The organism is Chryseobacterium sp. X308, assembly GCF_020733145.1.
Classification (GTDB): Bacteria; Bacteroidota; Bacteroidia; order Flavobacteriales; family Weeksellaceae; genus Chryseobacterium; species Chryseobacterium cupriresistens.
Map to the genome: position 1 here is coordinate 13520 of NZ_JAJFZH010000029.1, position 24298 is coordinate 37817.

The window sequence follows — 24298 nt, forward strand, 5'->3', positions numbered from 1 at the left end:
ATATTTTAAGAGAATTGTTTTAGGGAAAGCTCTTCTTTATATCCGAACATTCCACGCTCTTTAATCATTTCTGCTACGCCTTCCGGAACCTGAGTTTCCCAGCCTTTCACACAACATGCAATTTTTCTCAATATTTCTCTGGAATAAATTTCCAAAAACTCAGGATTATAATTGGTAATATCTACGATACGGTTGTTGTGTTTGAAGTATTTGTATAATTCTTTCAGATTTTCTTCTACCTTCAGGTTGGAAGAATCCAACAGCTGATGAGTTTCCGGATCTTTGTAAGGATACAGATATACTCTCATTCCATTTCTGAAAAACTTACCGAATGCTTCAAGAATTCCTCCTGAAAGATTTTTATAATATTTCTCGTCGAATACCATCAGCATATTATTTACCCCCATCGCTACTCCGATATCTCCGCTTGTATACGATGCGAAGTAATCAATCAGTCTGTAATATTCAGAGAAGTTTGAAATAATAACGGTGTAACCTAGTTTTCCAAGAATATCTACTCTATCCAGGAAATCCCTTTCATCAATATCTCCGTCTGCTCTCAGATTGGAAATGGTGATTTCAATAAGAACTTCTGTTTCTTCATGAGTACAGGTAGCATCTTTGAAGAACATATCCATCCCGTTTTTAAGCATGTCAATGTTCACTTTCGTTACCGGCCTGAAACTACCTCTTACCGCGAAAATATTTTTCTTGTACAATACATCTGCCGGTAGCATGTTGCTTCCCTGAGAATTGAAAATCACCGCATCGGTCATTCCATTCTTTACCAATTGAAGAGACATCAGTCTGTTATCAACATAGGCAAAAGCAGGTCCGCTGAAGTCGATCATATCAATTTCCAGATTATCTTTAGCAATATCATCGTAAAGAGATTCTACCAAAGTTCTTGGATTGTCAAAATAATGGAAGGCTCCGAAAATAAGATTCACGCCCAGGTTCCCCAAAGTTTCCTGCTGAAGAGTAGCATCATTTTCTTTGAATTTGACATGGATTACAATTTCGTTGTAATCTTCATTTTCTTTAGTCTGAAAACGGATCCCTACCCAGCCGTGGCCTTTTACAGTTTTGTCAAAATTGATGGTCGTTACCGTGTTGGCATAAGAAAAGAATTTTCTATCCGGATTATTATCTCTTGAAATTCTTTCTTCAATCAAAGCCACCTCATATCGAAGCATTTTGCGAAGCCTGTTCTGGGTAACGTACCTGTTTTTTACTTCTTTTCCGTAGATGGCATCACTAAAATCTTTGTCATAAGCAGACATTGCCTTAGCAATCGTACCGGAAGCTCCCCCTGCTCTAAAAAAGTGGCGAACAGTCTCCTGCCCTGCTCCAATTTCTGCGAAAGTACCATAAATAGTAGGATCTAGATTAATTGTTAATGCTTTTTGTTTAGGAGTTAGTTTCTGATACATTAGGACATGAAATTTTTTGTAAATTTACCAAAATTAAACCAACCTCAAAACAAAATGAAGTTGAAATTTTTAGGAACCGGTACTTCTCAAGGTGTACCCGTTATAGGCTGTACATGTGAAGTGTGTACTTCAGAAAATCCCAAAGACAAACGTTTACGTTCTTCCGTGATGGTTACCACGGAGGAAAATAAAAAAATACTGATCGACTGCGGACCGGATTTCAGACAGCAAATGCTTACCAACCATGAACATACCGTAGACATTGCGCTGATTACCCATGAACATAATGACCACGTTATCGGATTGGATGATATGCGGCCCCTGATATTTAAAAGTGGAAAAGATGTTCCGTTGTACTGCTATTCAAGGGTGGCTCATGAGATAAAAAACAGGTTTCCTTACGCTTTTGCAGATGTAAGATATCCCGGAGCACCTGCTTTTGAGCTGCACGAAATAGAAAATAAACCTTTTCAGGTATTGGACACAGAAATCACTCCTGTAGAGGTGATTCATTATAAAATTACCGTTTTCGGATATAAGTTTAAAAAGCTTGCCTATATTACGGATGCCGGCTTTATTTCTGAAACGGAAAAGCAAAAACTGAAGGATCTTGATGTCCTGATCTTAAACTGCATCAGAAAATTTGATCCCCATCCTGCCCATTTTATCCTTCCGGATGTGATTAAATTATTTGAAGAGCTAAAACCTAAAAAATTATTTTTAACCCACATCAGCCATCATATGGGACTGCATGATATTGAAGATAAGGAGCTTCCGGCCGGAATATACCTTGCCTACGATGGTCTGGAACTTAATTTTTAAAAAAAATTCTTCAAAAAGCTTTTGAACATTGAAAAAAGTTCCTATATTTGCACACCAATTTGAAACAAACATCACGTTTGAAATCAACATCAAGCCCAGGTGGCGGAATTGGTAGACGCGCTGGTCTCAAACACCAGTTCTTAGGAGTACCGGTTCGATCCCGGTCCTGGGTACAAAAAACCTCTAAAATCATTTGATTTTCAGAGGTTTTTATTTAAATATTATACTCAATGAAATATTGCATTAAGCACCATAATATACAATAGTAACTGATCCCTGAGTTATTCTAAAAACTCTGGTATAACTTGCTGTAACTGTAACAACATCTCCAACATTAAAAAACTGTGTTCCTGCCAGGTTATGTCCTAAATATTGCGTTCCATCCATATGTCCCGAAACATTAACTGAAAACGAAGAACCGTTTTTTAAAATCGATGTGGTAGCGCTCCCCCCTGAGGGGTTGTTCATGGAGGTATCATATTTTACAAACACTGAAAAATTATAATATCCTGCTTTATTTATGGTAAAAGAACCATTATTATAGGTCATATTGGCTACATTATTTTTATTGATCGTAAAAGCAACTGTATAATCAGTATTTGCTGCCTGATTAACAGATGTATTAACCAAACCTATCGTAGAAATAGCAGGTATATTCAGGTTGCTTGCATCTGTTAAAAAGCCGTCGGAATCCGTGCCTAATACTCCAATATTTTTGTATTTTTCAAGCCGTACTCCACCGTCATCTTCCACTCGCATTAATTCTTTATTTGTATTATCATTAACCTCAAGGGCTTTGGTTGCACTAGAATTACCTTTGCTGACAACATCAAGCGCTGCGCTAGGAGAAGAGGTATTAATACCAGTTTGTGAATATGCTTTTATAAAAGCAAATAAGATAGCTAATAATAAAAATTTTTTTTTCATAAAAATCGGATTTTAAATAATTCCGATCAAAAGTATGTCCAAACCAGTCTTCACTTCAAAATCACAAGTACATCAAAAATACATCATCATAATAACAGGTTGAAAATCAAAAGAGAAAAAATATAAAAAAGAAAAACAATTCTACTACTTTTGAATTATCTAATCTTTATTTTCAGTATAATCTGATTATTTTGAAATTGCCGGCAGAAAAATTCAGTCTCTAAAAATAGCTGATTAAGAAAAACAGAGAGAATTTTTTCAACAATAAATAATGTAGTGTGAGGATCATTTATTGTGACTTGAATACTATCAGCCTTTCATATTCAATCTTTCCTCCTGCAAGTCCAATAGTCTCAGATGTTTTCTGATGATATTTTCATCCAGTAACAGTTCCTCACGGTTTTTATGGATAAGCCAGTTTCTTTGGGTGTCGAGAATGTCAATATAAATATGTCTGTATTCTTCGTAATTTAAAATAATTTCAGAACTGCTCAACTGGTTTTCATATTTCTGTAACTGATCTTTCAATGCAGGAAAACTGTCTATTTTATCAGCATAGTCGCTCCGGATTTTATCAAGCGCTACTTTTGCCAGACTGTTCTGAATGTCGTAATCGATCTCTTTTGCACTTCTTACGAAATCACGGTCTACCGGCGGAAATTTCTTAAGTAAAAAAGGAAGCGTAAGTCCTTGTAAAAGCAGTGTTACCAGAATCACAATAAATGTAATAAACAGGATCATATTTCTTTGTGGAAACGGAGATCCATCATCTAAAGTCATAGGAATGGAAAGTGCTGCCGCCAGGGAAACTACTCCCCGCATGCCCGTCCATCCAATAATCAGGGGAGTTTGCCAGCCTGGCGACTGTGGATCCGCAACGGTAATAAAATTTCTCATAATTAAGGTAGTAACCAGTGCTCCATATCCTGCTAAAATCCTGACAATAATCAAGACTATCGTAACTGCAATTCCATAGCCAATCGCTGTATAAATATCCGTGTCGCCTAAGCCTGAAACAATTTCCGGTAAATCTAACCCGATAAGCATAAAAACAATCCCGTTTAACAGAAAGCAAAGACTTTCCCAAACTGTTACCGTACGTATCCGGGATGCACTGCTGAGAAAATCATGGCTCCGATAGGAAAGAAACAGTCCTCCGGTTACCACTGCCAGGACTCCTGATGCATGCAATTGTTCTGCAGCCAGATACATAGAAAACGGAGCAATAAAAGTCAGCAGAATATCTATATTTGAATCGGTAGGTAACATCTTATGTATTTTCAGAAAGATATATGCAATTGCAAGCCCGATTCCCACACCTCCGAAGCACATCCATACAAAACTTCCGGCTGCTTCATGCCACACAAACTGTCCGGTTGCAGCAGCAATCATAGCAAACCTGAAAATAATCAGAGAAGAAGCATCATTCAGCAAACTTTCCCCTTCCAGAATGGAAGAAAGCCTTTTCGGAACCTTTACAAATTTCAGAATTGCTCCGGCGCTTACGGCATCAGGTGGAGAAACAATCCCGCCCAATAAAAAACCAAGAGCCAGAGAAAACCCGGGAATAAAATAATTGGCAAAAGCTGCTACAGACAATGCGGTAAAGAAAACAACGACAAAAGCAAAGCTGAAAATAATCCTGCGCCATCTCCAAAGTTCTTTCCATGAGGTGGACCACGCAGCTTCGTATAGCAAAGGAGGTAAAAAAATGATAAATAGTAATTCAGGCTCTATTTTAACGGGCGGCACTCCGGGAATAAAACTGATGACAAGTCCGGCCAATACCAGCAAAACCGGATATGCTACTTTAATCTTATTAGCCAGCATGATAAGCATTGTAATTAAGAAAACCAGGAACAGATAAAATTCAAAGTCTTTAAGCATAGGAAAAATTTAGATACTTAAATATATATTAAATTTTTAAAAGCCATACCCATTTTACTTATCGCAGTTTTATCGGAAAACTATTCTTTTTTCTATTATAATGCAGCTGTATCAATCCGGTTTCAAATGTTTTTGCAGTAATATATTCAAGTGCCTGCTCGGGGCGGTCATCTTTAAAAAGCTTTGTTCCGCCGCCTAATAAGACAGGAATCACAGAAATAATAAATTCGTCTATCAGATCATGCTTCAATAATTCATTGATTACTTCAGCACCACCGTCACAATATATATTCTTTCCTTCCCTGGATTTTAAATGGTTAACCAATTCTGTTATATCTCCTGTATAGAAAGTCGTTCTGCCCTCTTTCGGCCTTGTTGTTCCTGTGATTACGTAAACATCCCGTTGTCCATTATCATAATGAGACGGGCCGATTTCTTTCACCACATAATCATAGGTTTTCCTACCTACAATTACAGTGTCAATCTGGGCAGTAAAGTCTGCATACCCGTAATCCTCACCTTCTTTTTCCACTATTTTCAGAAAGCTCAGGTCGTCATTGGGTTGAGCTATGTAGCCATCTAAGCTCATAGCAATAAAAAGTGATAGTTTTCGCATTGATTTTGATTTTAATATAGCAGCAAATTTACTTCTACACAACGATCTGCACTTTGTAAAAATGCGACAAACTAAAGCAATGAAGGTGCAAGTCCCGTATTTCGTTTGATTTCATTGGTAAGATGTGAATGATCATAATAGCCGCATTCAAACGCAATTTCCAATAAGCTCCGGTTTTGATCTGAATTTTTAATCAGACTCAGAGCATACTGAAACCGGATAATATTTGAATATTCCCTGGGTGATAATCCGATTAGTTTTTTAAAATTCCGTTCCAGCTGTCTTACAGTCGTACAATTTATTTTGGCCAGCTCGTTAATACTTATCTTTCCGTTTGTTGAATGTATATGATTAAGAACTTCCTGCAGCCGGATATTTTTGTTTTTTAGTCTATCGGAAAAGAACTGGTTAAAATAATGGAAAGGATTGTCAGATGTTTTCTCAACACTAAAGGAATGGGCCTTATCAAATTCAACAGTGGCATTTGTCAATTCATTTTGTGAGGCATAGCTGTAAAAATTTGAAAAAGTGGAAGGTTTCAGACATACCCCTGCTAAATGGGTTTCGCTGTCAATAAAACTGTCCTTGAAAGAATTCATGGCACCGACCACATAAGTCTTTCCTGATTCCATTGAGAACAGGCCGTTATCCGTTAAACATTTATCTCCCAAATTAATGAGTACACCTGCGCAGCCATCCGGGAAAACCCTTTCCCATTGTTTTTCTATCAGATTTTCTTTCAATTCCCAATAGAAATGAATAAAAGGTTCTAATTCCTTACAAGGTTTTATTTTTTTGTACTGCATGGTTTATACTGTATTTATTATTACTATAAAATTCAGCTTTTATAATTACTCCCGTATAAAACATAGAATTTAGATGTTCGCTGCAAGTTATTCTTAACTAATGCTTGTTTTCTATTTCTTCAAAATACCTCAACACTTTTTCTTCAGTGTTGTTTTGCAAATGTACCTTACTGTCAAAAAGTTCTGCCCTTAAGTGTTGATATAATGACACTGCATTTCTCAGACTTTCCAATAAGGATTGCCTGTTATAATCTGAAATGGTAAGTCTTAATTTTTCAAAATCTGAAGCTTTTAAAGCTGTTTCCACTTTTCTCACACCCCGAGGTAAATTTCCGTTTTTGATGTGGAGTAACGGTCCCAACACAACCATGCGCAGAAATCCCATAAAGTCGTATGCTTCAAAATATTCTCCACGTCCTATTTTCAACAGTGCATAATGAATCCAGATCCAGAAACGATCCTCAATCCACTGATAATCCGGATAGGGAAACCTGGCTTCTGTATGGTGAATGATGTTTGCAAGTTGTCCCCCCTTATCAATGAGAAGAACCGGAGTTTCAATACGGCTCTGAAATTCTTCAAGGGTTAAAAACTTGATATCCACATGCAAAAGCGGATTGTCATACAGGCATATCAACAATCTCGGCTCTCCCACATGTTCTCCGGTAAACCCTGATAAAAAATCCCCCAGCTTTCTTGCGTAGTCAAGCATTACATTCTTATCATGGGAAATTTTTTGTTTTGTGACAAGAATAAGATCAAGATCTGAAAATTCATCTATTTCATGGGTAAGCCAGGAGCCTGCAACAGCCAATCCAATAACATTGTCATCGGGTTCTAAAATCTCTTTTGCTCTGTTGGCGAATTCTTGCTGTATCATTGATTATTCGTTCTTTAGGTTATCTGTAAGTATTAGTTAATATTTTTAATAGTATATAATTAAATATACAAAAATATCCCTTTGCAGATGATTCTAAGCCCAATCTTATTCTCCGTTACGGTTTATGTCTTTCATGTCATGGTGACTTCATTTCATAATAAATCCCAGCCTGTAGTCTGGGATTTATTGTTTATAAAACGTTCACATGAAATAACCATGGGATGTCGTTTGGGTTATTTCAATTATTTGAATATTAATTATTTAATTCTTAAAACAATCTGTTATGAAGAGATCTCAAGGCTTCTATCTTATACGCAGATGAAACAAGCAGCGAAATATTATTTTCACTTCCTCCGTAGGAAATCATTCTGACTGGAATATGTTTTACCGCCTCGGAAACAATAGTGGCATACCCGTTGTTGTTTTTTCTGAAATCACCTACGATACAAACGATAGACTGTTCGTTATCAATCTCAACGGCTGAAAAAGATTCCAGTTCTTTCACAATTTCAGAAAGATAATCGGTTTGGTCTATGGTAAGTGAAACAGCTACTTCAGAAGTAGTAATCATATCAATAGGGGTTTTGTAGCGTTCGAAAACTTCGAAAACCTTTCTTAAAAATCCGTAAGCCATCAACATTCGGGAAGACTGAATACGGATTGCCGTAATATTATCCTTTGCTGCTATAGCCACAATCTGATTTTGATTGGTAGCTTCCCCGGAGATCAATGTTCCGGACGCACTTAAATTCATCGTATCCAGCAATCTTACGGGAACATTATATTTTCTTGCCGGAAAAACACTTTGCGGATGAAGAATTTTAGCTCCAAAATAGGATAATTCGGCAGCTTCGTCGAAGCTAAGTCTGGCAATAGATTTTGTATTTTGAACATATCTCGGATCATTATTATGGAATCCGTCAATATCTGTCCAGATCTGGATTTCTTCAACCTGCAGTGCTGCCCCTAGTAATGAGGCGGTGTAATCTGAACCTCCTCTTTGTAAATTATCAATTTCACCCTCAGCATTTCTGCAGATGTACCCTTGGGTGATAAATAAGGTTTCCTCCGGGAATTCTGCAATTTTACGTTCTGCATGTTCTCTGATGTAATCGATATTCGGTTCTTTATCTTCATCAATCAGCATGAAATCAAGCGCTGACAATAATACTGACGGAATTTCAATTTCTTTTAAATGTAAATGGAAAAGCGTTGTTGAAATAATTTCTCCCTGAGCCAGAATAACACGCTCTGCACTGGAGTTAAAGTTTTTATTTTTAAACTGATAAAACAGATCAAATATTTTGTCAATGAATAGTAATGCTTCTGAAATACCTTCTTCAGTTTTAAATAGCTCATTGACAAATTTTTTGTATTTGTCGTACAGTACATCAATATGTTGGTAAGCGGCTTCAATATCTTTGTTCTCATACAGCTCTGATAATTTTACCAAATCGTTTGTAGTTCCGGAAACAGCTGATAAAACAACAAGGTGTTTATCTGCTGCCTGAGATCTGATGATCGGTAATAACTGTTCGATTCTCTCCGGACTTCCTACTGAAGTTCCTCCAAATTTTAATACTTTCATAATAGATATAAATTGTTAAATATTTCCCCAAAAAAAAGAGCTTGTCGTGATGACAAGCTCCTGATATATTTTAGTTTCTAACCAAAGGAAAATGACTCACGACGTTCGACGTAAGTTCTGTTTCTTTGCTTTTTTAAGGTTAGATAAGATCATTTTCTTTTTTTGCTGGGCAAATATACGGATTTTTATTAATCTCACAACAAAAATCATTTTATCTGACATTTATGCCACATTAACTCCGAAAATATGCCCTACCAATGCTGTAATTCCCATCGCAACGGTTCCCCAGAAACAGATTCTTAGTACCGCTATCTTAATGCTGGAGCCTCCGGCTCTGGCAGAAATTGCCCCCAAAAGCATTAAAAAGATGATTGAAAAGCCATATTGGAAATACACCATTTGTTTGAGTGGCGCCAAAAGAGAAACGGTAAAAGGCAGTAAAGCTCCCACAGCAAATGAACCAAATGAAGCCATTGCTGCCAGCAAAGGTTTGGCCTGTGTTATTTCATTAATTCCGAGTTCGTCACGGGCATGTGCTCCAAGCGCATCGTGTTCTGTAAGTTCAATAGCTACCTGCATTGCCGTTTCCCGGGTACAGCCTCTTTTTTCATACACTTTGGCCAGTTCTCTAAGCTCTATTTCCGGCATTTCCTCAAGTTCACGCTTTTCGCGGAGCAAATCTGCTTTTTCTGTATCTTCCTGAGAGCTTACAGAAACATACTCACCGGCAGCCATAGACATTGCCCCGGCAATCATACCTGCTAATGCAGCAAGGATAATGATATGACGTTCCGGTTCTGCCGCTGCAACCCCAATGACAATACTTGTGGTGGATAACAATCCGTCATTGGCTCCCAATACAGCTGCCCTAAGCCAGCCTACCCTGTTTACATAATGTTTTTCCAGCTGATGATGCATAACTTTTCTTTTTGGTGGCAGGCTAAAGTTACCCAATATTTCGTCAAGAATCAATTTAAATTACCACATTTCATGATGGGTAAAGGCTTAATAGTTTATCCGATGATCAGGGGTTTTGATACCACTTTCAGTATAAAAATCCAGTAAACAATAAATAGTATTTCAAGAATACAATCTATCATATAAGTCCATTTGATCACATTGTTCAGATAATAATAAAGGTCAATCCCTGCCAGCCCGGCACAACAGAGCATGATGGCGAGAATAACCAAAGGGCTCTCCTTTATTTTTACTACATATACAATAAGAAGGATATAAGGAAAAAGCAGTAAGCTGACCGTTTTTACCAGCCATATATCCGTCTTGGGACCCGTAATTTCCAAAAAGCTTTCAAGGTGTACAAATGGCCATATTATGGTAAGCAGAAAATAAATCATTTGAACATAGGCCAGTGTCTGATATTTTTTCATGAGGCATGATTTATGAAGTCCATTTTCATGAGATATTATATACCTCTATGATTATCTATTTATATCTATGGTAAGCCATGTGCTGATTTTCCGGCCTGTCGTTATCAGGAATATTTTTTTCTCTGCGCTGTTTTTCCAGGTCTTTATAAAATTTATAAAGCTGTTTCAGTTCATCTTCTGTAAGATGTTGTATTTCTTTTATTTTATAGGAGTCTTTGCTTGCTGCCATCAATTCATCAAGCCTTTCCTGAAGTGCTTTTATTTCTTTATTCTGTACATTCCGGATAAAAAATACGGTAAGCCCTGCAATACCTAAAAAAGCAGTTCCTTTAACATACACCGGCCAGTCCTGCCATCTGTCTAAAATATCTTTAATCATAACTATTATTTTTAAAATTACTTATGTCAAAACAAGTCATACAGATTGCTCCATATGACCGGTTTTCAACATTAATCTCTAATCTATTTAAACTAAAAGAAGATCTTACGGTTTTCAATTTTTAACCGTATTATTTCTTTCCAGCATTTTTATTGTTCTTATCACGGTTTCTACACAAAGCCACGGTAAGACTACATTACTGAATATTGTAACTTGTTATTTCATAATAAATCGCCCATGCTGCAAACACAATGACAATGATCCATATCCAGAAAGGAATGGTTTGTGGTGTTTCACTCCCATTGATCAGAAAACTTTTCTGATTTCCTTTATCATAAGCATTGATCATTAAAGAAAGCGTACCGTCCACCACATCTTTATTTTTAAGACCTTCTATCCGTATTGCCGGACCATTGGCTACGGTAAACTGTATTCTCCTGATCCCTTCTTTTCCTGATGGTGAATGGCTTATGATTTTAAGGGTATGTTCACCATCTGTGAGCTTTTGGGTATCCAGATCAAAAACAATGGGAGTATCCAGTTCTGCAATGGGAGCCGGATCATCATCAATAAATAAAAAAACTTTGCTTTTATCTTTAGTCATGATCTTGAATTTTCACCTGAAAAAACGGAGTATTTGATATGGGATTTATCTTTTTCGCCAGGTCTGAACAGATATTTGGCAGAAAGTATAAAAGCCAGTACAGTTATCAATACGACAAATCCTACGATAAACCAGTCCCAGTTACTTTCCGGACCTGTTCCGTGGGTAAAGTTTCTTGTCACCTCGGGCTGCTGGAGTTTACAGGCATCACAGGCAGATACATAGGTTGTAAACATTATTCCAGACAGTATGGTTATACTTTTAAAAAAATCTCTCATTGTTATTTTATTTTATCCATTATGGTTTTCACTTCTTCAGCGGTTACCTTTTTAGCATTATTTCCCCAGCTTGTCCGCTCATGATTCATAATTGCAGCCACATCTTCAGGTGTAAAATTAGCGTTGGTACCCACCGGCGGCATCGTTGCAAACTCAGGTCTCGGGTCATAGCCTTTCATGATGATGGTGACATATAATTCAAGATCTCCTCCTGCAACAACAGGACTTCCTTTCAATGGCGGAAATGCCCCGGGAACCCCTTCTCCGTTCGCCTGATGACAGCTGGCACAGTTTGCTGTAAAAAGTGCTTCTCCATCCGGTAAACTTGCATTTCCTCCCTGGGCAGCTTCTTCTTTTTTCTGTTTATAGAGAAAAGCCGGAACAATAGATTTGTCTGTATAATCTGTTTGTTTCAGGGACTTCAGATAGGCAACAAGCAACAGGGCTTCCGGGCCCGCTACAATTTTTTTATATCTGGGACGGAATTTTTCAGGAACTTTCACCTCAACATCTCCGGGCTGAAGATAATCCCTCTCTATAAAAAGCCAGGGATAGGCAGGCATCACTGATTCTTCAACTGCTGCTCTCGGCTGATAGAGATGAATCAGATGCCATTCTGCACTGGGCTGTCTTTCACCGATACTGGTAAGGTCCGGCCCTGTCCTCTGGGTTCCCATCAGATTGGCTGTATTTCTCCAGAAATCTGTACGGGTATTGATGGCAAAATCTGCAGGTATGCTTGGTCTTTTCCCAAAGACATTATCCATTTCTACATTTCTTACCTGCTGGGTATGGCAGGCAATACAGCCGTTATCTATATAGACTCTTTTACCTGCCTGTTCCTCTTTTGTCAGAATTTTCGACTGTCTTGGCAAAGGTTTATTAATCCTTTGGTTATCCAAAGCAGGCAATATGGCAATATAAAGCGTAAGCGAAACAAAAAGTAAAAGTGCAGAGCCAAAAAGGATTCGATGGTCATTTAAAAATATCATGATGCTGATCTTTACGTATTAAACTCTGTGTTTCCGTATTGTCTTTTCGCTGCAAGAATTTCTGCAGGCGTTCCGGGAATTCTGACCTGATCTTCTTTTCTTACCATTCTATAGAAATTATAAGCAAAGATCAAATGTGACACCCACATCAATGTTCCTCCGATAGCCCGCCAGAGCCAGAAAGGAGCCATATTGATCACTCCTTCAATAAAAGGTTTTTTCTTGATCCAAAGTTCTCCCGTCTGTGTTCCGCCAATCATTAAAGCAATAACATAAAACAGCAATCCAATCAGTGCAAACCAGAAATGAATTCCCACTAAAAGTTTCGGAGGTTCTTTTCCTGTAAGCCGCGGAACCAGCGTATAAAAAAATCCCCAGAGCATAAATGTGATGATCCCGTACATGGTAAGATGTGAATGCGCTACGGTGAAGTCCGTAAAATGCCAGAGAAGATTCGTATACCTGAACGCTTCCACTGTTCCCTGGAATGATCCTGTAAAATAAAATATGATAGACATAAAATAAAACGGAAGCGTATAGCTTGTTCTAAGCTGATACCATGCGCCATTAAATGTCAAAAGGAAGTTGGCTGTACCTGCAGCCACCGGAATCAGCATTCCCGCACTTGCAATGATAGCCGTTGTCTGCAGTCGCCAGGGAATCGCACTGAAAATAAAATGGTGGGTTCCGATCAGGGTATAAAAGAATGTATGGGTCCAGAAAGCCAAAATCCCTAAGCTGTAGGAATAAATAGGCTTATTGAGCTGTTGCGGCAAAAAATAATACATCAATCCCAGATTGATCATCATAAACCACATTCCGATAGCCTGATGCATATAATATCCCTGAATAATGGTCTCTCCTACCCCGTTCTGCCAGATAGGAATGTAGGCAATAACAATGACAATAACAATAAACATTGTTCCTGATACGATATACCAGTTAGACAAGTAAATTTCTTTGGTTTTTCTGTGTGCGATAGGCTTAAAGAAATTATGCAGGGAAAGGGCTACTCCTATTCCGAAAGTGATCATAATCGGCCAGATATATTCCCGGTATTCACCACCTCCGTTATTTACCCCGGCAAGAACAGATATTGTCCCGGCAAGAACTGCTGCATTAACCAGAATAAGAGAGAGATAGCCTTGTTTTATATTAAATTTTTCCACATTACTTACCCGTGGTATGACATAATGTGCAAACCCCAGCATGGCCAAAGATGCCCAGCCCCAGAATACGGCATTGGTATGTCCCGGCCTGAGCCTCCCATAGCTGAACCAGCTGGTATGCTCTATATCCGGAGCCACAAGCTTTATCCCTGCATACAAGCCGAAAGTTGTTCCCAATACAAGCCAAAAAATAGCGGTCCCCAGGAAATAAAGAATCAGACGGCTCAACTCAGGGGAAATATATTTCTGAAAAGAGGATGTTCTTCTTTTGTCAGGAAATACCCTCAGCTCTTCTACAGAATTGATATTTTGTACAACGCCTTTTGTATCTGCAGGAGGTAAAGTACCGGACAGATCATTTTCCGGCAGTCTGAAGCTGAGTTCTTTTTCCCTTTGCTCATAATTGGCTACTTCTTCCGGGGTAAGATTCTCTATTTCTTTTTTGGTCTCGGCAGATTCTTTCCGTCTTAATATTTTAGCATATATGGATAAAAACTTAAGAACAACGATGACAAGGCCGGCTACAATGACCATTAAAGTAAGCAGTAGGGTAATCTGTATCCCGGTTTCTTTAAATAATGAGATATCGGCCATAACAGTATTATTATGGGTTAATGAATCATGCTTTTCTGGTTTATTTTCTTAATAGAATTCTCTACTGATCCTTTTTTAACAGAGATCAGTCCCGCCTTTTAAAACGTCAGTGGCTGTAAATATGATTATTTACTTTTTTTAATAGAATCTACGTCATACGCAGAGCTGTCCACCGTTGGTGTTTGATCTGCCGAATCCGGTGAAATCCGGGCAGAGCCTGAAACAAGGCTGTCAGATGCCATAATGGTATCTGTATTGGTCTGTTGTGTCTGAGGTTCTTTTTTGCTGCAACTGACGACAAAAAAGCCGGCAAGTACAATGAATGATACGATGAATTTCATACTATTAAATTTTGTGGTGTGTGTAGTATCAAATGTAGACAACATCCCGCTAACGCTTTATGACTCAGATCATAGAATTCCTGAACAGCACCATTCTCCCCGGAAAATCCTATTTTCTTATCTTTGCAGCAATGAATTTATTATATATCAACTGGGATATTAATCCCGAAATCGTCAATATCTTAGGACTTCCCATAAAATATTACGGATTATTATTCCTTGCAGGGCTAGTTTTATCACTCAATATTTTAAAAAAAATTTATAAAAAAGAAGGTCTCAGCGCTCAGGCTCATGAGGCTTTATTCTCCTACGCCCTGATCGGAATTCTGGTGGGTGCAAGACTGGGACACTGCCTTTTTTACGATTTTGATTATTATTCACAGCATCCGCTTGAAATATTTTTACCGATTCAGAAAGGGCCGGATGGTGTCTATCATTTTACGGGATTTGCAGGTCTTGCCAGCCATGGTGGCGGTATTGGTCTGGTGATTATGCTTCTCATCTATGCGAGAAAATATTCTATCCCATTCATGACCGTTCTGGACGCCATAGCGATTGTACTTCCGCTGGGTGGTACTTTCATCAGGCTGGCCAATCTTATGAATTCTGAAATTATAGGAATTCCTACTGATGTTCCATGGGCTTTTATTTTCCGTCAGGTTGATGATCTTCCGAGACATCCGGCCCAGCTTTACGAGGCCATCTCTTATTTTATCATTTTCCTTTCTGTTTATTTTATCTACAGGAAGAATATTTTTAAGATCGGAAAGGGGTTTTATTTCGGAATAAGCATTCTGCTGATCTTTATTATGAGAATCCTGATTGAATTTATCAAGGTGGATCAGGTAGAATTCGAACATGGGATGAGCTTAAATATGGGACAGCTTCTGAGTATTCCGTTTGTTCTTCTCGGATTATTCTTTATGATCAAAAGTATACTGGAGAAAGGAAAGGTTAAAACCACTTAATTTCCTTATTTCTTTACCATAAAAAAACTCACTGAAAACAACTTTCAGTGAGTTTCTTTTTTTAAATGGATTTACAAATACTATCTTGTTGTGTATCCGCCATTGGCAAATATCGTCTGCCCCGTAATCCACCAGCCTTCTGTTACCAGGAATTCCACCAGCGGAGCAATATCTTTAATATCTGTAAGCCCTCCCAATGCGGATGCAGACTTATGATAAGCGACTGCATCGTCAGTTTCCTGTCCGTAGAAGAAAGGAGTATCCATCGGACCAGGCGCTACTGCCGTTACAGAGATACCTCTTGCCCCAAATTCTTTGGAAGCCGCTCTTGTAAAATGCTCTACGGGTGCTTTTGCTCCTGCATATGTAGAATACAATCCGGTGTAAGCTGCCAGCAATGAAGTAACAATCGTACAGATTTTTCCGTGATCGTTTAGTTTTTTACCCGCTTCCTGTAAAAAGAAATACGCAGATTTTGAATTGACATTGAACATGGTATCATATTCAGCTTCCGTCGTTTCAGAAAATGGCTTTTTCAATACCATCCCAACAGTATTGATGGCAATATCCACTCCTCCGAAACGGGAAATAGTTTCATCGAAAAATTTCGTGATATTGTCTACTTTGGTAAGGTCTCCCTGAAATAAGAATGCTTCCGCTCCTAATGCCTGTACCTCAGCCAATGTTTTTTCACTTTCAGCTCTTGAGCTTTCGCTGTTGTAGTGGATAGCCAGCTTTGCTCCTTTTGTGGCAAAATCTCTGCTTAATAACCCTCCTAAGTTTTTACCTCCTCCGGCAATTAAAACCACTTTTCCCTGTACATTTTGTGTTGACATGTTTTTATATTTAAATGTTAATAAAACAAAGGTCAATAATAAAAATGGCCCCAACATGGTGAAATTTTCGGGAATTTTTATTTATTCATTTAAACTGAATAAAAAATGTTTATTATTTTATGTAAACAATAGTTTTTAATAGAATGCTATTTACCAATCAGATACGCTTCGGGACAGGTCTTTTCACTTAAACACTTCTATATAATTCCCAAACCTGACTCAATTTTAGGCATAACATTTGATACCTTCCTCCCGTATCACGCACCACCACTTCATTTTTAATATATTTTTTTATAATCCTCAGACTTCTGAGGATTTTTTTATACTATTATTACAATTTTATGTACCGCTTCATACAGAACACAATCATCAATTAAAACCATTTCTGATAATCAATCATTTAAAACCTGATTATTCATTTTATTGTTGTATATTTGCATATTAATAAACCAAGTCATTACTTTGTTTTCTGTAACGACCCGAATATTTTTTATTCAGTCTTTGCCTTTTGAGCAGCCATCTTTTTAACTTTTATTCTTCTATTAAGGAACAATACTTGTCGGAATTTTAAAGCTCTGTATGATTGGAAATATCCAAGACAGGAAACATCGGCAGGCTTTATAGGTCTGATGCAGACCAGATTGAACCAATTAATTTATAGAAACTAAATACTAAAAATAATTTATGGCAGATTCTTTTTCTAAAAAGGAAAATTTCAAGAAAAAAATTCAAAAGCAAAAAGAAAAGGCGCTAAGACGCGAAGAACGTAAAACGAACAACAACAAAGGGAAGGACATGGAGGATGTATTCATGTACGTGGATGAATTCGGAAGATTAACATCTACTCCCCCTGAACAAAGACAGGAAGTAAATCTTGATGATATTCAGTTGGGTGCAGCACCTATTATTGAAGAAGATCCAAGAAAAACAGGAATTGTTACTTTCCTGAGCGAAAAAGGATATGGTTTCATTACGGAAGATAATTCCAAAGAAAACATCTTCTTCCACAATAACAACTGTGCAGAACCTGTAAAAAAAGGAAACAAAGTATCTTTCGAAAAAGAGAAATCTCCTAAAGGATTTTCTGCTGTTGAAATTCAGCTTGTTAAATAATATGTACTAAAAGTGATTTTGTTCTGACAACAGATTCATTTTAAACCATACACAAAGAGACTGCCCGTTAGGACAGTCTCTTTTTTTAGGGACATATAAAAAAAAGTTAACTTAACTTATAAAAAGTTAGATTGTAACGCAATATGCCGGAATTATTCCAATGATCATTACGGGAATCCGTAACCTCTGATTACATTATAAAAAAGAAGCTGCCTGAAAAGACAGCTTCCTTCATCGTAAAAAAAGTAAAAATTAATCCAGTTTCCCTCCCAGTGCTTTAAACAGCAGGACGTTATTTCTGGTATTCTGATGCTGGAACTGTAGTAAATCCAGTTCAGCAGTTAATTTGCTCTTTTGTGAATTGATCAGTTCAAAATAGTTGGCGTATCCTGTAAGGTACAGATCATTGGAAACCTCAACACCACGGTCGAGAAAGCCTACTTCTTCTGATTTCAGTTTCAGAACACGTTCATAGATCTTAGTTTGTTTCAGAATCGACTGCAGTTCATTAAAAGCTGTTGTGATACTTTTCTGATAGTTTAAAAAAGCAATTTCCTGCTCTTTGCTCGCTACCTTAAATTCATATTTCAGCTGCCCTTTATTGAAAACAGGAACCATTAATCCTCCCAACAATTGTCCGGCCAGTGAACTTGGTTTAAACAGGGTTTCAACGGAAAAAGAATTCAGTCCGAAACCGGCCCCCAGATCAATCTTGGGATAAAAAGCAGCTCTTGCAGCCTTTGCATCAGCCTGAGAAGCTTCTAAAACATAATAATTGGCAGCTACATCCGGTCTGGAATGGATCACATTTTCTACATTAATGGTTTTATTTAATACTTCCATATTGGTAGGCATCAGTATTTTACCGCGCTTCACCTCTCCGCCATAGCTTCCCGTTAATGTTGTAATCGCCTGCTCTACTGTGACGATTTCCACTTTGATATGTTCAATCTCTGCCAGCCAGTTGTTATTCTGGGCTTTAAACTGCTGAACTGCCAATTCCGTAGCTTTTCCCACTTCACGCTGCGCCAGAACAATTTCAAAAGCTCTTTGCTGAAGTTTATAGTTTTTCTGATAAATCGCAAGACGGTTATCTAAAGCAACCAGCTGATAATAGAGATTCGCAATATCTGTAAAAAGCTCTACCTGCAATAATCTTAATCCTTCCGTTGAAGCGAGATATTTCTTCTGCGCAGCAATCTTCTTATTTTTCAGCTTTCCCCAGGCATCAATTTCCCAGCTGCTTCTAGCTCCCAGCCAGTAATTAGGAGTAAAATCCCTGTTAATTTTCTGGTCTTCCGAAATATTAGGCGAGAGGTTGGTATCATAGTTTCCTACACCTTCCATTGTATATTTTCCATAATGATTACCGGAAACCTCTGCTCCCACTTCAAGAGATGGCAGCAGATCCATCTTGGATCTCTGAAGGAAACTGTTGGCAATCTCCACTCTCTGCTGTGCAATCTGGAAATCAGGATTAGCCTGAACCACTTTATCAAAAAGCTCAAGCAGCTGCGGATCCGTAAAGTAAGCTTTCAGGTTGATCTGCCGGAACTCATCAGGGTTTTTATTTTGATCTGCTTTAATAATCTCTTCTGGTAATTGCTGAGCTTTTTTCAGCTCCGTTACTTTAGGAACAGCACACGAAACAAGGCTCAGTGATGCTATTCCGTACAATATATTTCTATGATTTAATCTTTTCATTTTTCTTCTTATTTTCAAGTTTTGCAAAGAATATATACAGTCCCGGAATCACCACCAGTCCGAAGATGGTTCCAATCAGCATTCCTCCTGCTGCTGCCGTACCAATGGAACGGTTACCGATGGCTCCGGCTCCTGATGCAATACACAAAGGAATAAGTCCTGCTACGAATGCAAAAGAGGTCATCAGAATCGGTCTTAGACGCTGTCTTGCCCCTTCAATAGCTGCAGGAATGATATCAAATCCCTGTTTATTTCTTGCCACGGCAAATTCTACAATCAGAATGGCATTTTTGGCCAGAAGTCCGATCAGCATAACCAATGCCACCTGGGCGTAAATATTATTATCAAGACCCATTATTACCAAAGCGATATAGGAACCGAAAATTCCTGTCGGAAGACTTAATAATACAGGCATTGGAAGAAGAAAACTTTCATACTGTGCCGCTAATAAAAGGTACACGAATAAAAGACAGATCGCGAAGATATAAACGGTCTGGTTTCCTGATAGGATTTCTTCTCTTGTCATTCCTGACCATTCAATATCGAATCCCCTTGGTAAAGATTCTTTGGCTACACGTTCCACAGCAGCAATGGCATCCCCGGAGCTGTAACCGTCTGCGGGTTCTCCATTGATCATGGCCGACATATACATGTTGTACCTTGTAAGCACTTCAGGACCGTATACTCTTTCGATAGTAATGAAAGTGGAAAAAGGAACCATTTCGCCTTTATCATTTTTTAAATATAAATTCAGAATACTTTCAGGTGTATCCCTGTGCTCGGGACTTGCCTGCACCATCACTTTATACATCTGGCTGAAACGGATAAAGTTCGTAGCATAGTAAGATCCCAGCATCGTCTGCAGCGTAGACATCGCATTGTCTACCGAAACTCCTTTCTTCGCTGCCATATCATAATCCACATTGATCATGTACTGCGGGAAAGTAGCATCAAAACTGGTAAAACTGTTCTGCAGTTCGGGCGCTTCATTGAGTTTTTTAACAAAATCCTTGGTGATCTTATCTGTATTTTCAATCGTTCCTCCGGTTCTGTCCAGCAAACGTAATTCAAAACCACTGGTATTCCCGAATCCGGGAACGGTTGGCGGCGCAAAGATTTCAATCTGGGCATCTGCGATACCTTTTGTTTTATCAGAGAGTTCTGCAATGAGATCATTTACTGAAATACTTCTTTCTTTCCAGTCTTTTAGGTTGATCATCGCCATTCCATAAGAAGAACCTGCAATTTCTGTTACGATGCTGTACCCCGCAAGGGTGGTCACGTTTTCTACTCCTTTAATTTTCTTGGCAATAACCGTCACTTCATCCAACACCTTTTCAGTTCTTTCTACCGTTGCACCCTGCGGAGTGGTAACACTTACGTACACCATTCCCTGGTCTTCCATTGGGATAAATCCTGTCGGCAGGAATTTGCTGGTCACAAAAGTAAGTCCGATAAATAAAAACAGCAGTCCGAAAGTTACTGTAGTTCTTGTGGCAAATTTTGATAAAATACCTACATAACCATTCGTCAGTCTTTCAAAACCGGTATTGAAGCTCTGGAAAGCCCTGTCGATAATCGTTTTCTTCTTATTGTGGTCATGAGGTTTTAAAATAATCGCACAAAGTGCCGGAGTAAGTGTCAATGCATTCACCCCTGAAATGACAATACTGATGGCCAGCGTTAATGAAAACTGTCGGTAGAACACTCCCACCGGACCATCCAGGAAAGCCACAGGAATAAATACCGCAGACATAACGATCGTAATCGCTACTACCGCTCCTGCAATTTCTTTGGTGGCACTGATGGTGGCATCCATCGCATTCATTCCTTCTTCCATTTTAACATGGACGGCTTCAACGACGACAATGGCATTATCGACGACAATTCCGATCGCCAGAACCAACGCAAAAAGGGTTAAAAGGTTGACAGAGAAATCCAGCATATTCATGAATGCAAAAGTTCCTACCAATGCTACCGGTACAGCCAGTACAGGAATTAATGTGGAACGCCAGTCCTGAAGGAAGATAAAGACTACAATTCCTACCAGAATAAAGGCTTCAATAAGGGTTGTTAACACTGCACTGATAGAGGCATCAAGGAAGCGGGAAACATCATAAGCCATGTTATATTCCATTCCGGGAGGGAAGGAAGTGACTTTTAATTCTTCCATTTTTGCCTTTACACTTTGAATCACTTCAGATGCGTTGGAACCCGGGCGCTGCTTCATCATAATGGATGCAGAAGGTCTTCCGTCTGTTTTGGAAACCATTCCGTAGTTCATGGCTCCGAATTCCACTTTAGCAATATCTTTAAGCTTTAAAATAGTTCCATCCACATCAGATCTGATGGGAACTTCTTCATATTGTTTAGGCTCAAAAAACTTTCCTTTATATTTGATAACATACTGAAGTTGGCTTGAGGTTTTACCAGAGGTTTCCCCTACTTTTCCAGGTGCAGCTGAAATATTCTGTTTTTGCAGGGAAGTGATTACCTCATCTGCAGAAATATTGTACGCTGCCATTTTCTGAGGATCCAGCCATACTCTCATCGAATATTCTTTCTGTCCCATAATTTCAGCACGTCCTACTCCATCAATACGTTTCAATTCCTGAAGGACGTTGATATCCGTAAAGTTATAGATAAACTGCTCATCCTGGCTCGGATCTGTACTGGTGATATTAAGGTACATCAACATGCTGTTCACCTCTTTTTCGGTAGTTACCCCCGCTCTGATTACCTCTTCAGGAAGTTCATCAAGAATAGTGGTTACCCTGTTCTGAACGTTTACTGCTGCCACATCAGGATCTGTTCCTACTTCAAAGAACACCTGAATAAGGGTAAGACCATCATTGGAGGTTACCGTAGACATATACGTCATCCCCGGCACCCCGTTGATGGCACGCTCCAGAGGAAGAGCCACCGCATTGGCAGACACTTCGGCATTCGCTCCTGTATATTTTGCTGTAACGGTTACTGAAGGCGGTACAATATCGGGAAACTGGGTGATCGGCATCTTCAGCAATGCCATAATTCCCAGCAATACAAATAATATGGAAATAACCAACGAAAGAACCTTTCGTCTTATAAACATTTCTACCATAGTCGATTGATTTAAAGATTATGAAAGGTTAATACTTCTTTTTGATTTTGATGATATCTCCATCTTTTAAAGACTGAGTTCCTTCATAAATGATTAAATCTCCTTTTTTAAGACCACTTTCCACCATATAAGAATCTCTCAGGGTAGTTCCGATCTTAATATTGGTCATTTTCACTTTATTCTGTTTATCCACTACAAAAACATAGGTCTTATCCTGAATGGAGAAGGTCGATTTTTGTGGAATAAGGATCGCATTATCCTGCTGTTCGGAAATGATAAGCTTTCCGGAAGTACCGTGTTTTATCAAACGGTCCGGATTCGGGAAAAGCACTTTATATCGGATAGAACCTGTGGTTCTGTCGATTTCCCCTTCGGCTGTTTTCAAAGCTCCGTTGAACTGGTAATTGACTCCATTAGGCAACGTCAATTCAATTTTTTGATGGTTTCCGATTTTATCGTTAGCTAAAAGTTCAAAGTATAAGTTTTCAGGAATGGAGAAATAAGCATACACTTCGTTCAGTTGTGAAAGTGTGGTTAATAAAGTTCCGTTTTCCACTAAACTTCCGTCTTTATGAGGAATAACGTCAATCACTCCATCAAAAGGTGCTGTAATTCTTGTAAAGCTTATTTTCTGAAGAACGGTTCTCTTTTCTGCATCGGCAAAGGCATGTTTTGCCTTCGCTGAAGATAGTTTTGCCTTTACCATTTCCAGCTCGTTATTGGCTACAAATTTCTTAGCATGAAGGCTCTGAATCTGCTTCAGTTCTACTTCTGCAATACGAACGTCTGCTTCAGTCTGTTTTAATGCTGCATTGGCTTTCAGAAGTTCCATTTGCAGCTCAGCATCATTGATTTTGAATAAAGCCTGTCCCTGCTGAACAAACTGTCCCTCGTTGACATAGATATGCTGGATAATACCTCCGATTCTGGAACGCATTTCAACATTTTTTTTAGCCTGGATATCGGTGACAAACTGGTTGCTCACCAATGTATCTTTTTCCTTGATTTCCAGTACGGGAACTTCTTTATCTTTTTGATTGTTTTTTTTCTTGTCTTTACTGCATGACACAGCGAATAATGTTGCAAGAATGCAAATTATTACAGTTTTAAAATACATTTTTAAATGTTTAAGTTATAAGATTTCCGTTAAAATGATTTGGCATTCAGAAACTTAAAACCTAATACAGCTGGAGGAGATGGAGAAAGGATTTAACGCCGCAAATAGTGGAAACCGCAATCTCAGGAAGGGAAATTTTTGGAATAACTTTTAATATTCCTGAAAAATCTGCAATGGCAGAATCATTTTTTTTAACTGAATGTTTTACAATTTTTGAGGCAGCAGGCAGCGCATGCGTATTCATATCTGCTTCCTCGTAAACATCCAGAACATGAATATTGGTTACAGGAGGAACATGAGGGATATTTCTCAAAGACTTTTCCGCCCAATTCGAATTGAAAAGGGAAAAAACCAGTATGATATAAAATAAGAAAAATGACCTCAGACCTGCCATGTCAATCAGAATACTTTAGTTTTTCAGTAAAACGATAGTTGTGCAAAAATAGGGATTTCTACTGGAAAATCCGGCCATGGAATTGTTAAAAAAACTTAAACAATTAGTGAATAATTCTGCTCATTCGTATTTATATTCATACGTAATGACAATACAACGCAAAGTCTATTCATGCAGTCTGTTATTGCGTAGGAATCCAACTTTTAAAATTCTGAATGAAAAATGGGATTAGGTTTTGGCTCCTATGTTTGCAAAAGAATAAATTTACATACAAAGCAAAAGGGGTGAGAGAACAGTTTTGGCTAAATAACTCAGGAAGTATATTGTGCTTTAGAAATGTCCTCACTTCTTTATTCCTT

23 protein-coding genes and 1 tRNA gene are annotated in these 24298 nt (G+C 38.3%); 4 read left to right on the forward strand and 20 right to left on the reverse strand.

Going from position 1 to position 24298, the window contains the following annotated elements; all coding sequences use genetic code 11:
* Positions 1 to 5: 5 nt before the first annotated feature.
* Complete coding sequence (locus tag LIV57_RS20855; protein WP_079240911.1) at positions 6 to 1433, reverse strand: nicotinate-nucleotide adenylyltransferase; 1428 nt, start codon at positions 1431 to 1433, stop codon at positions 6 to 8.
* Between the two features lie 54 nt (positions 1434 to 1487).
* Between LIV57_RS20855 and LIV57_RS20860 the strand changes: the two genes are divergently transcribed.
* Positions 1488 to 2255 carry an MBL fold metallo-hydrolase gene (locus LIV57_RS20860; RefSeq protein WP_227944142.1) on the forward strand — a complete coding sequence of 256 codons (768 nt, stop codon included), beginning with the start codon at positions 1488 to 1490 and terminating at the stop codon, positions 2253 to 2255.
* Positions 2256 to 2348: 93 nt separating this feature from the next.
* Positions 2349 to 2428: transfer RNA gene (locus tag LIV57_RS20865), tRNA-Leu, on the forward strand.
* Positions 2429 to 2498: 70 nt separating this feature from the next.
* On the opposite strand, the gene LIV57_RS20870 is transcribed toward LIV57_RS20865, so the two are convergent.
* The 14 genes from LIV57_RS20870 to LIV57_RS20935 form a co-directional block, all read right to left on the reverse strand.
* Positions 2499 to 3182: a hypothetical protein gene (locus LIV57_RS20870; protein ID WP_227944143.1), complete on the reverse strand. Its 684-nt coding sequence runs from the start codon at positions 3180 to 3182 to the stop codon at positions 2499 to 2501.
* 309 nt (positions 3183 to 3491) lie between these two features.
* Complete coding sequence (locus tag LIV57_RS20875) at positions 3492 to 5069, reverse strand: Na+/H+ antiporter (protein ID WP_227944144.1); 1578 nt, start codon at positions 5067 to 5069, stop codon at positions 3492 to 3494.
* Between the two features lie 58 nt (positions 5070 to 5127).
* A complete protein-coding gene (locus LIV57_RS20880; RefSeq protein WP_227944145.1) occupies positions 5128 to 5685 on the reverse strand; it encodes a dihydrofolate reductase family protein in 558 nt (185 codons plus the stop codon).
* 71 nt (positions 5686 to 5756) lie between these two features.
* Positions 5757 to 6491: a helix-turn-helix transcriptional regulator gene (locus LIV57_RS20885; protein WP_227944146.1), complete on the reverse strand. Its 735-nt coding sequence runs from the start codon at positions 6489 to 6491 to the stop codon at positions 5757 to 5759.
* A 97-nt stretch (positions 6492 to 6588) separates the two neighbouring features.
* A complete protein-coding gene (locus LIV57_RS20890; RefSeq protein ID WP_227944147.1) occupies positions 6589 to 7371 on the reverse strand; it encodes a hypothetical protein in 783 nt (260 codons plus the stop codon).
* Positions 7372 to 7639: 268 nt separating this feature from the next.
* The gene (locus LIV57_RS20895; protein WP_227944148.1) at positions 7640 to 8959 is read right to left on the reverse strand and encodes an aspartate kinase; all 1320 of its coding nucleotides are present in this window, start codon (positions 8957 to 8959) and stop codon (positions 7640 to 7642) included.
* 222 nt (positions 8960 to 9181) lie between these two features.
* Positions 9182 to 9877, reverse strand: a complete 696-nt coding sequence (locus LIV57_RS20900; RefSeq protein ID WP_227944149.1) for a VIT family protein — start codon at positions 9875 to 9877, stop codon at positions 9182 to 9184.
* A gap of 95 nt (positions 9878 to 9972) precedes the next feature.
* A complete protein-coding gene (locus LIV57_RS20905) occupies positions 9973 to 10347 on the reverse strand; it encodes a hypothetical protein (protein WP_227944150.1) in 375 nt (124 codons plus the stop codon).
* A 55-nt stretch (positions 10348 to 10402) separates the two neighbouring features.
* On the reverse strand, positions 10403 to 10726 hold the full coding sequence (locus tag LIV57_RS20910; protein WP_227944151.1) for a low affinity iron permease family protein: 324 nt from the start codon (positions 10724 to 10726) through the stop codon (positions 10403 to 10405).
* Positions 10727 to 10922: 196 nt separating this feature from the next.
* Positions 10923 to 11330 carry a cytochrome C gene (locus LIV57_RS20915; RefSeq protein ID WP_227944152.1) on the reverse strand — a complete coding sequence of 136 codons (408 nt, stop codon included), beginning with the start codon at positions 11328 to 11330 and terminating at the stop codon, positions 10923 to 10925.
* Entirely contained in the window at positions 11327 to 11608 is a 282-nt protein-coding gene (locus LIV57_RS20920) for a hypothetical protein (protein ID WP_227944153.1), read from the reverse strand. Before LIV57_RS20920 ends, LIV57_RS20915 begins: the two co-directional genes overlap by 4 nt.
* A 2-nt stretch (positions 11609 to 11610) precedes the next feature.
* Positions 11611 to 12600 (reverse strand): cbb3-type cytochrome c oxidase subunit II, encoded by a 990-nt coding sequence (locus LIV57_RS20925; RefSeq protein WP_227944154.1) that lies wholly within the window; start codon positions 12598 to 12600, stop codon positions 11611 to 11613.
* A gap of 11 nt (positions 12601 to 12611) precedes the next feature.
* Positions 12612 to 14363 (reverse strand): cbb3-type cytochrome c oxidase subunit I, encoded by a 1752-nt coding sequence (locus LIV57_RS20930; protein WP_227944155.1) that lies wholly within the window; start codon positions 14361 to 14363, stop codon positions 12612 to 12614.
* A gap of 125 nt (positions 14364 to 14488) precedes the next feature.
* Positions 14489 to 14704 (reverse strand): hypothetical protein, encoded by a 216-nt coding sequence (locus LIV57_RS20935; RefSeq protein ID WP_110009177.1) that lies wholly within the window; start codon positions 14702 to 14704, stop codon positions 14489 to 14491.
* Positions 14705 to 14835: 131 nt separating this feature from the next.
* Here LIV57_RS20935 and lgt point away from each other — a divergent pair, with 131 nt between their 5' ends.
* Positions 14836 to 15672, forward strand: a complete 837-nt coding sequence (gene lgt / locus LIV57_RS20940) for a prolipoprotein diacylglyceryl transferase (RefSeq protein WP_227944159.1) — start codon at positions 14836 to 14838, stop codon at positions 15670 to 15672.
* 80 nt (positions 15673 to 15752) lie between these two features.
* Here lgt and LIV57_RS20945 read toward each other — a convergent pair whose 3' ends face one another.
* Positions 15753 to 16508, reverse strand: coding sequence for an SDR family oxidoreductase (locus LIV57_RS20945; RefSeq protein ID WP_227944156.1), 756 nt, complete (start codon positions 16506 to 16508; stop codon positions 15753 to 15755).
* Positions 16509 to 17192: 684 nt separating this feature from the next.
* On the opposite strand from LIV57_RS20945, the gene LIV57_RS20950 reads away from it, so the two are divergent.
* Positions 17193 to 17621 carry a cold shock domain-containing protein gene (locus LIV57_RS20950; protein WP_002981005.1) on the forward strand — a complete coding sequence of 143 codons (429 nt, stop codon included), beginning with the start codon at positions 17193 to 17195 and terminating at the stop codon, positions 17619 to 17621.
* A 252-nt stretch (positions 17622 to 17873) separates the two neighbouring features.
* Here the strand turns inward: LIV57_RS20950 and LIV57_RS20955 are convergent, their stop codons facing one another.
* From LIV57_RS20955 to LIV57_RS20970, 4 genes are all read right to left on the reverse strand, one after another.
* Positions 17874 to 19325 (reverse strand): efflux transporter outer membrane subunit, encoded by a 1452-nt coding sequence (locus LIV57_RS20955; protein ID WP_227944157.1) that lies wholly within the window; start codon positions 19323 to 19325, stop codon positions 17874 to 17876.
* Complete coding sequence (locus LIV57_RS20960; protein ID WP_227944158.1) at positions 19306 to 22428, reverse strand: efflux RND transporter permease subunit; 3123 nt, start codon at positions 22426 to 22428, stop codon at positions 19306 to 19308. Before LIV57_RS20960 ends, LIV57_RS20955 begins: the two co-directional genes overlap by 20 nt.
* A 28-nt stretch (positions 22429 to 22456) precedes the next feature.
* Complete coding sequence (locus LIV57_RS20965) at positions 22457 to 23545, reverse strand: efflux RND transporter periplasmic adaptor subunit (protein WP_110009172.1); 1089 nt, start codon at positions 23543 to 23545, stop codon at positions 22457 to 22459.
* 61 nt (positions 23546 to 23606) lie between these two features.
* Positions 23607 to 23939 (reverse strand): hypothetical protein, encoded by a 333-nt coding sequence (locus tag LIV57_RS20970; RefSeq protein ID WP_202839668.1) that lies wholly within the window; start codon positions 23937 to 23939, stop codon positions 23607 to 23609.
* Positions 23940 to 24298: the final 359 nt, after the last annotated feature.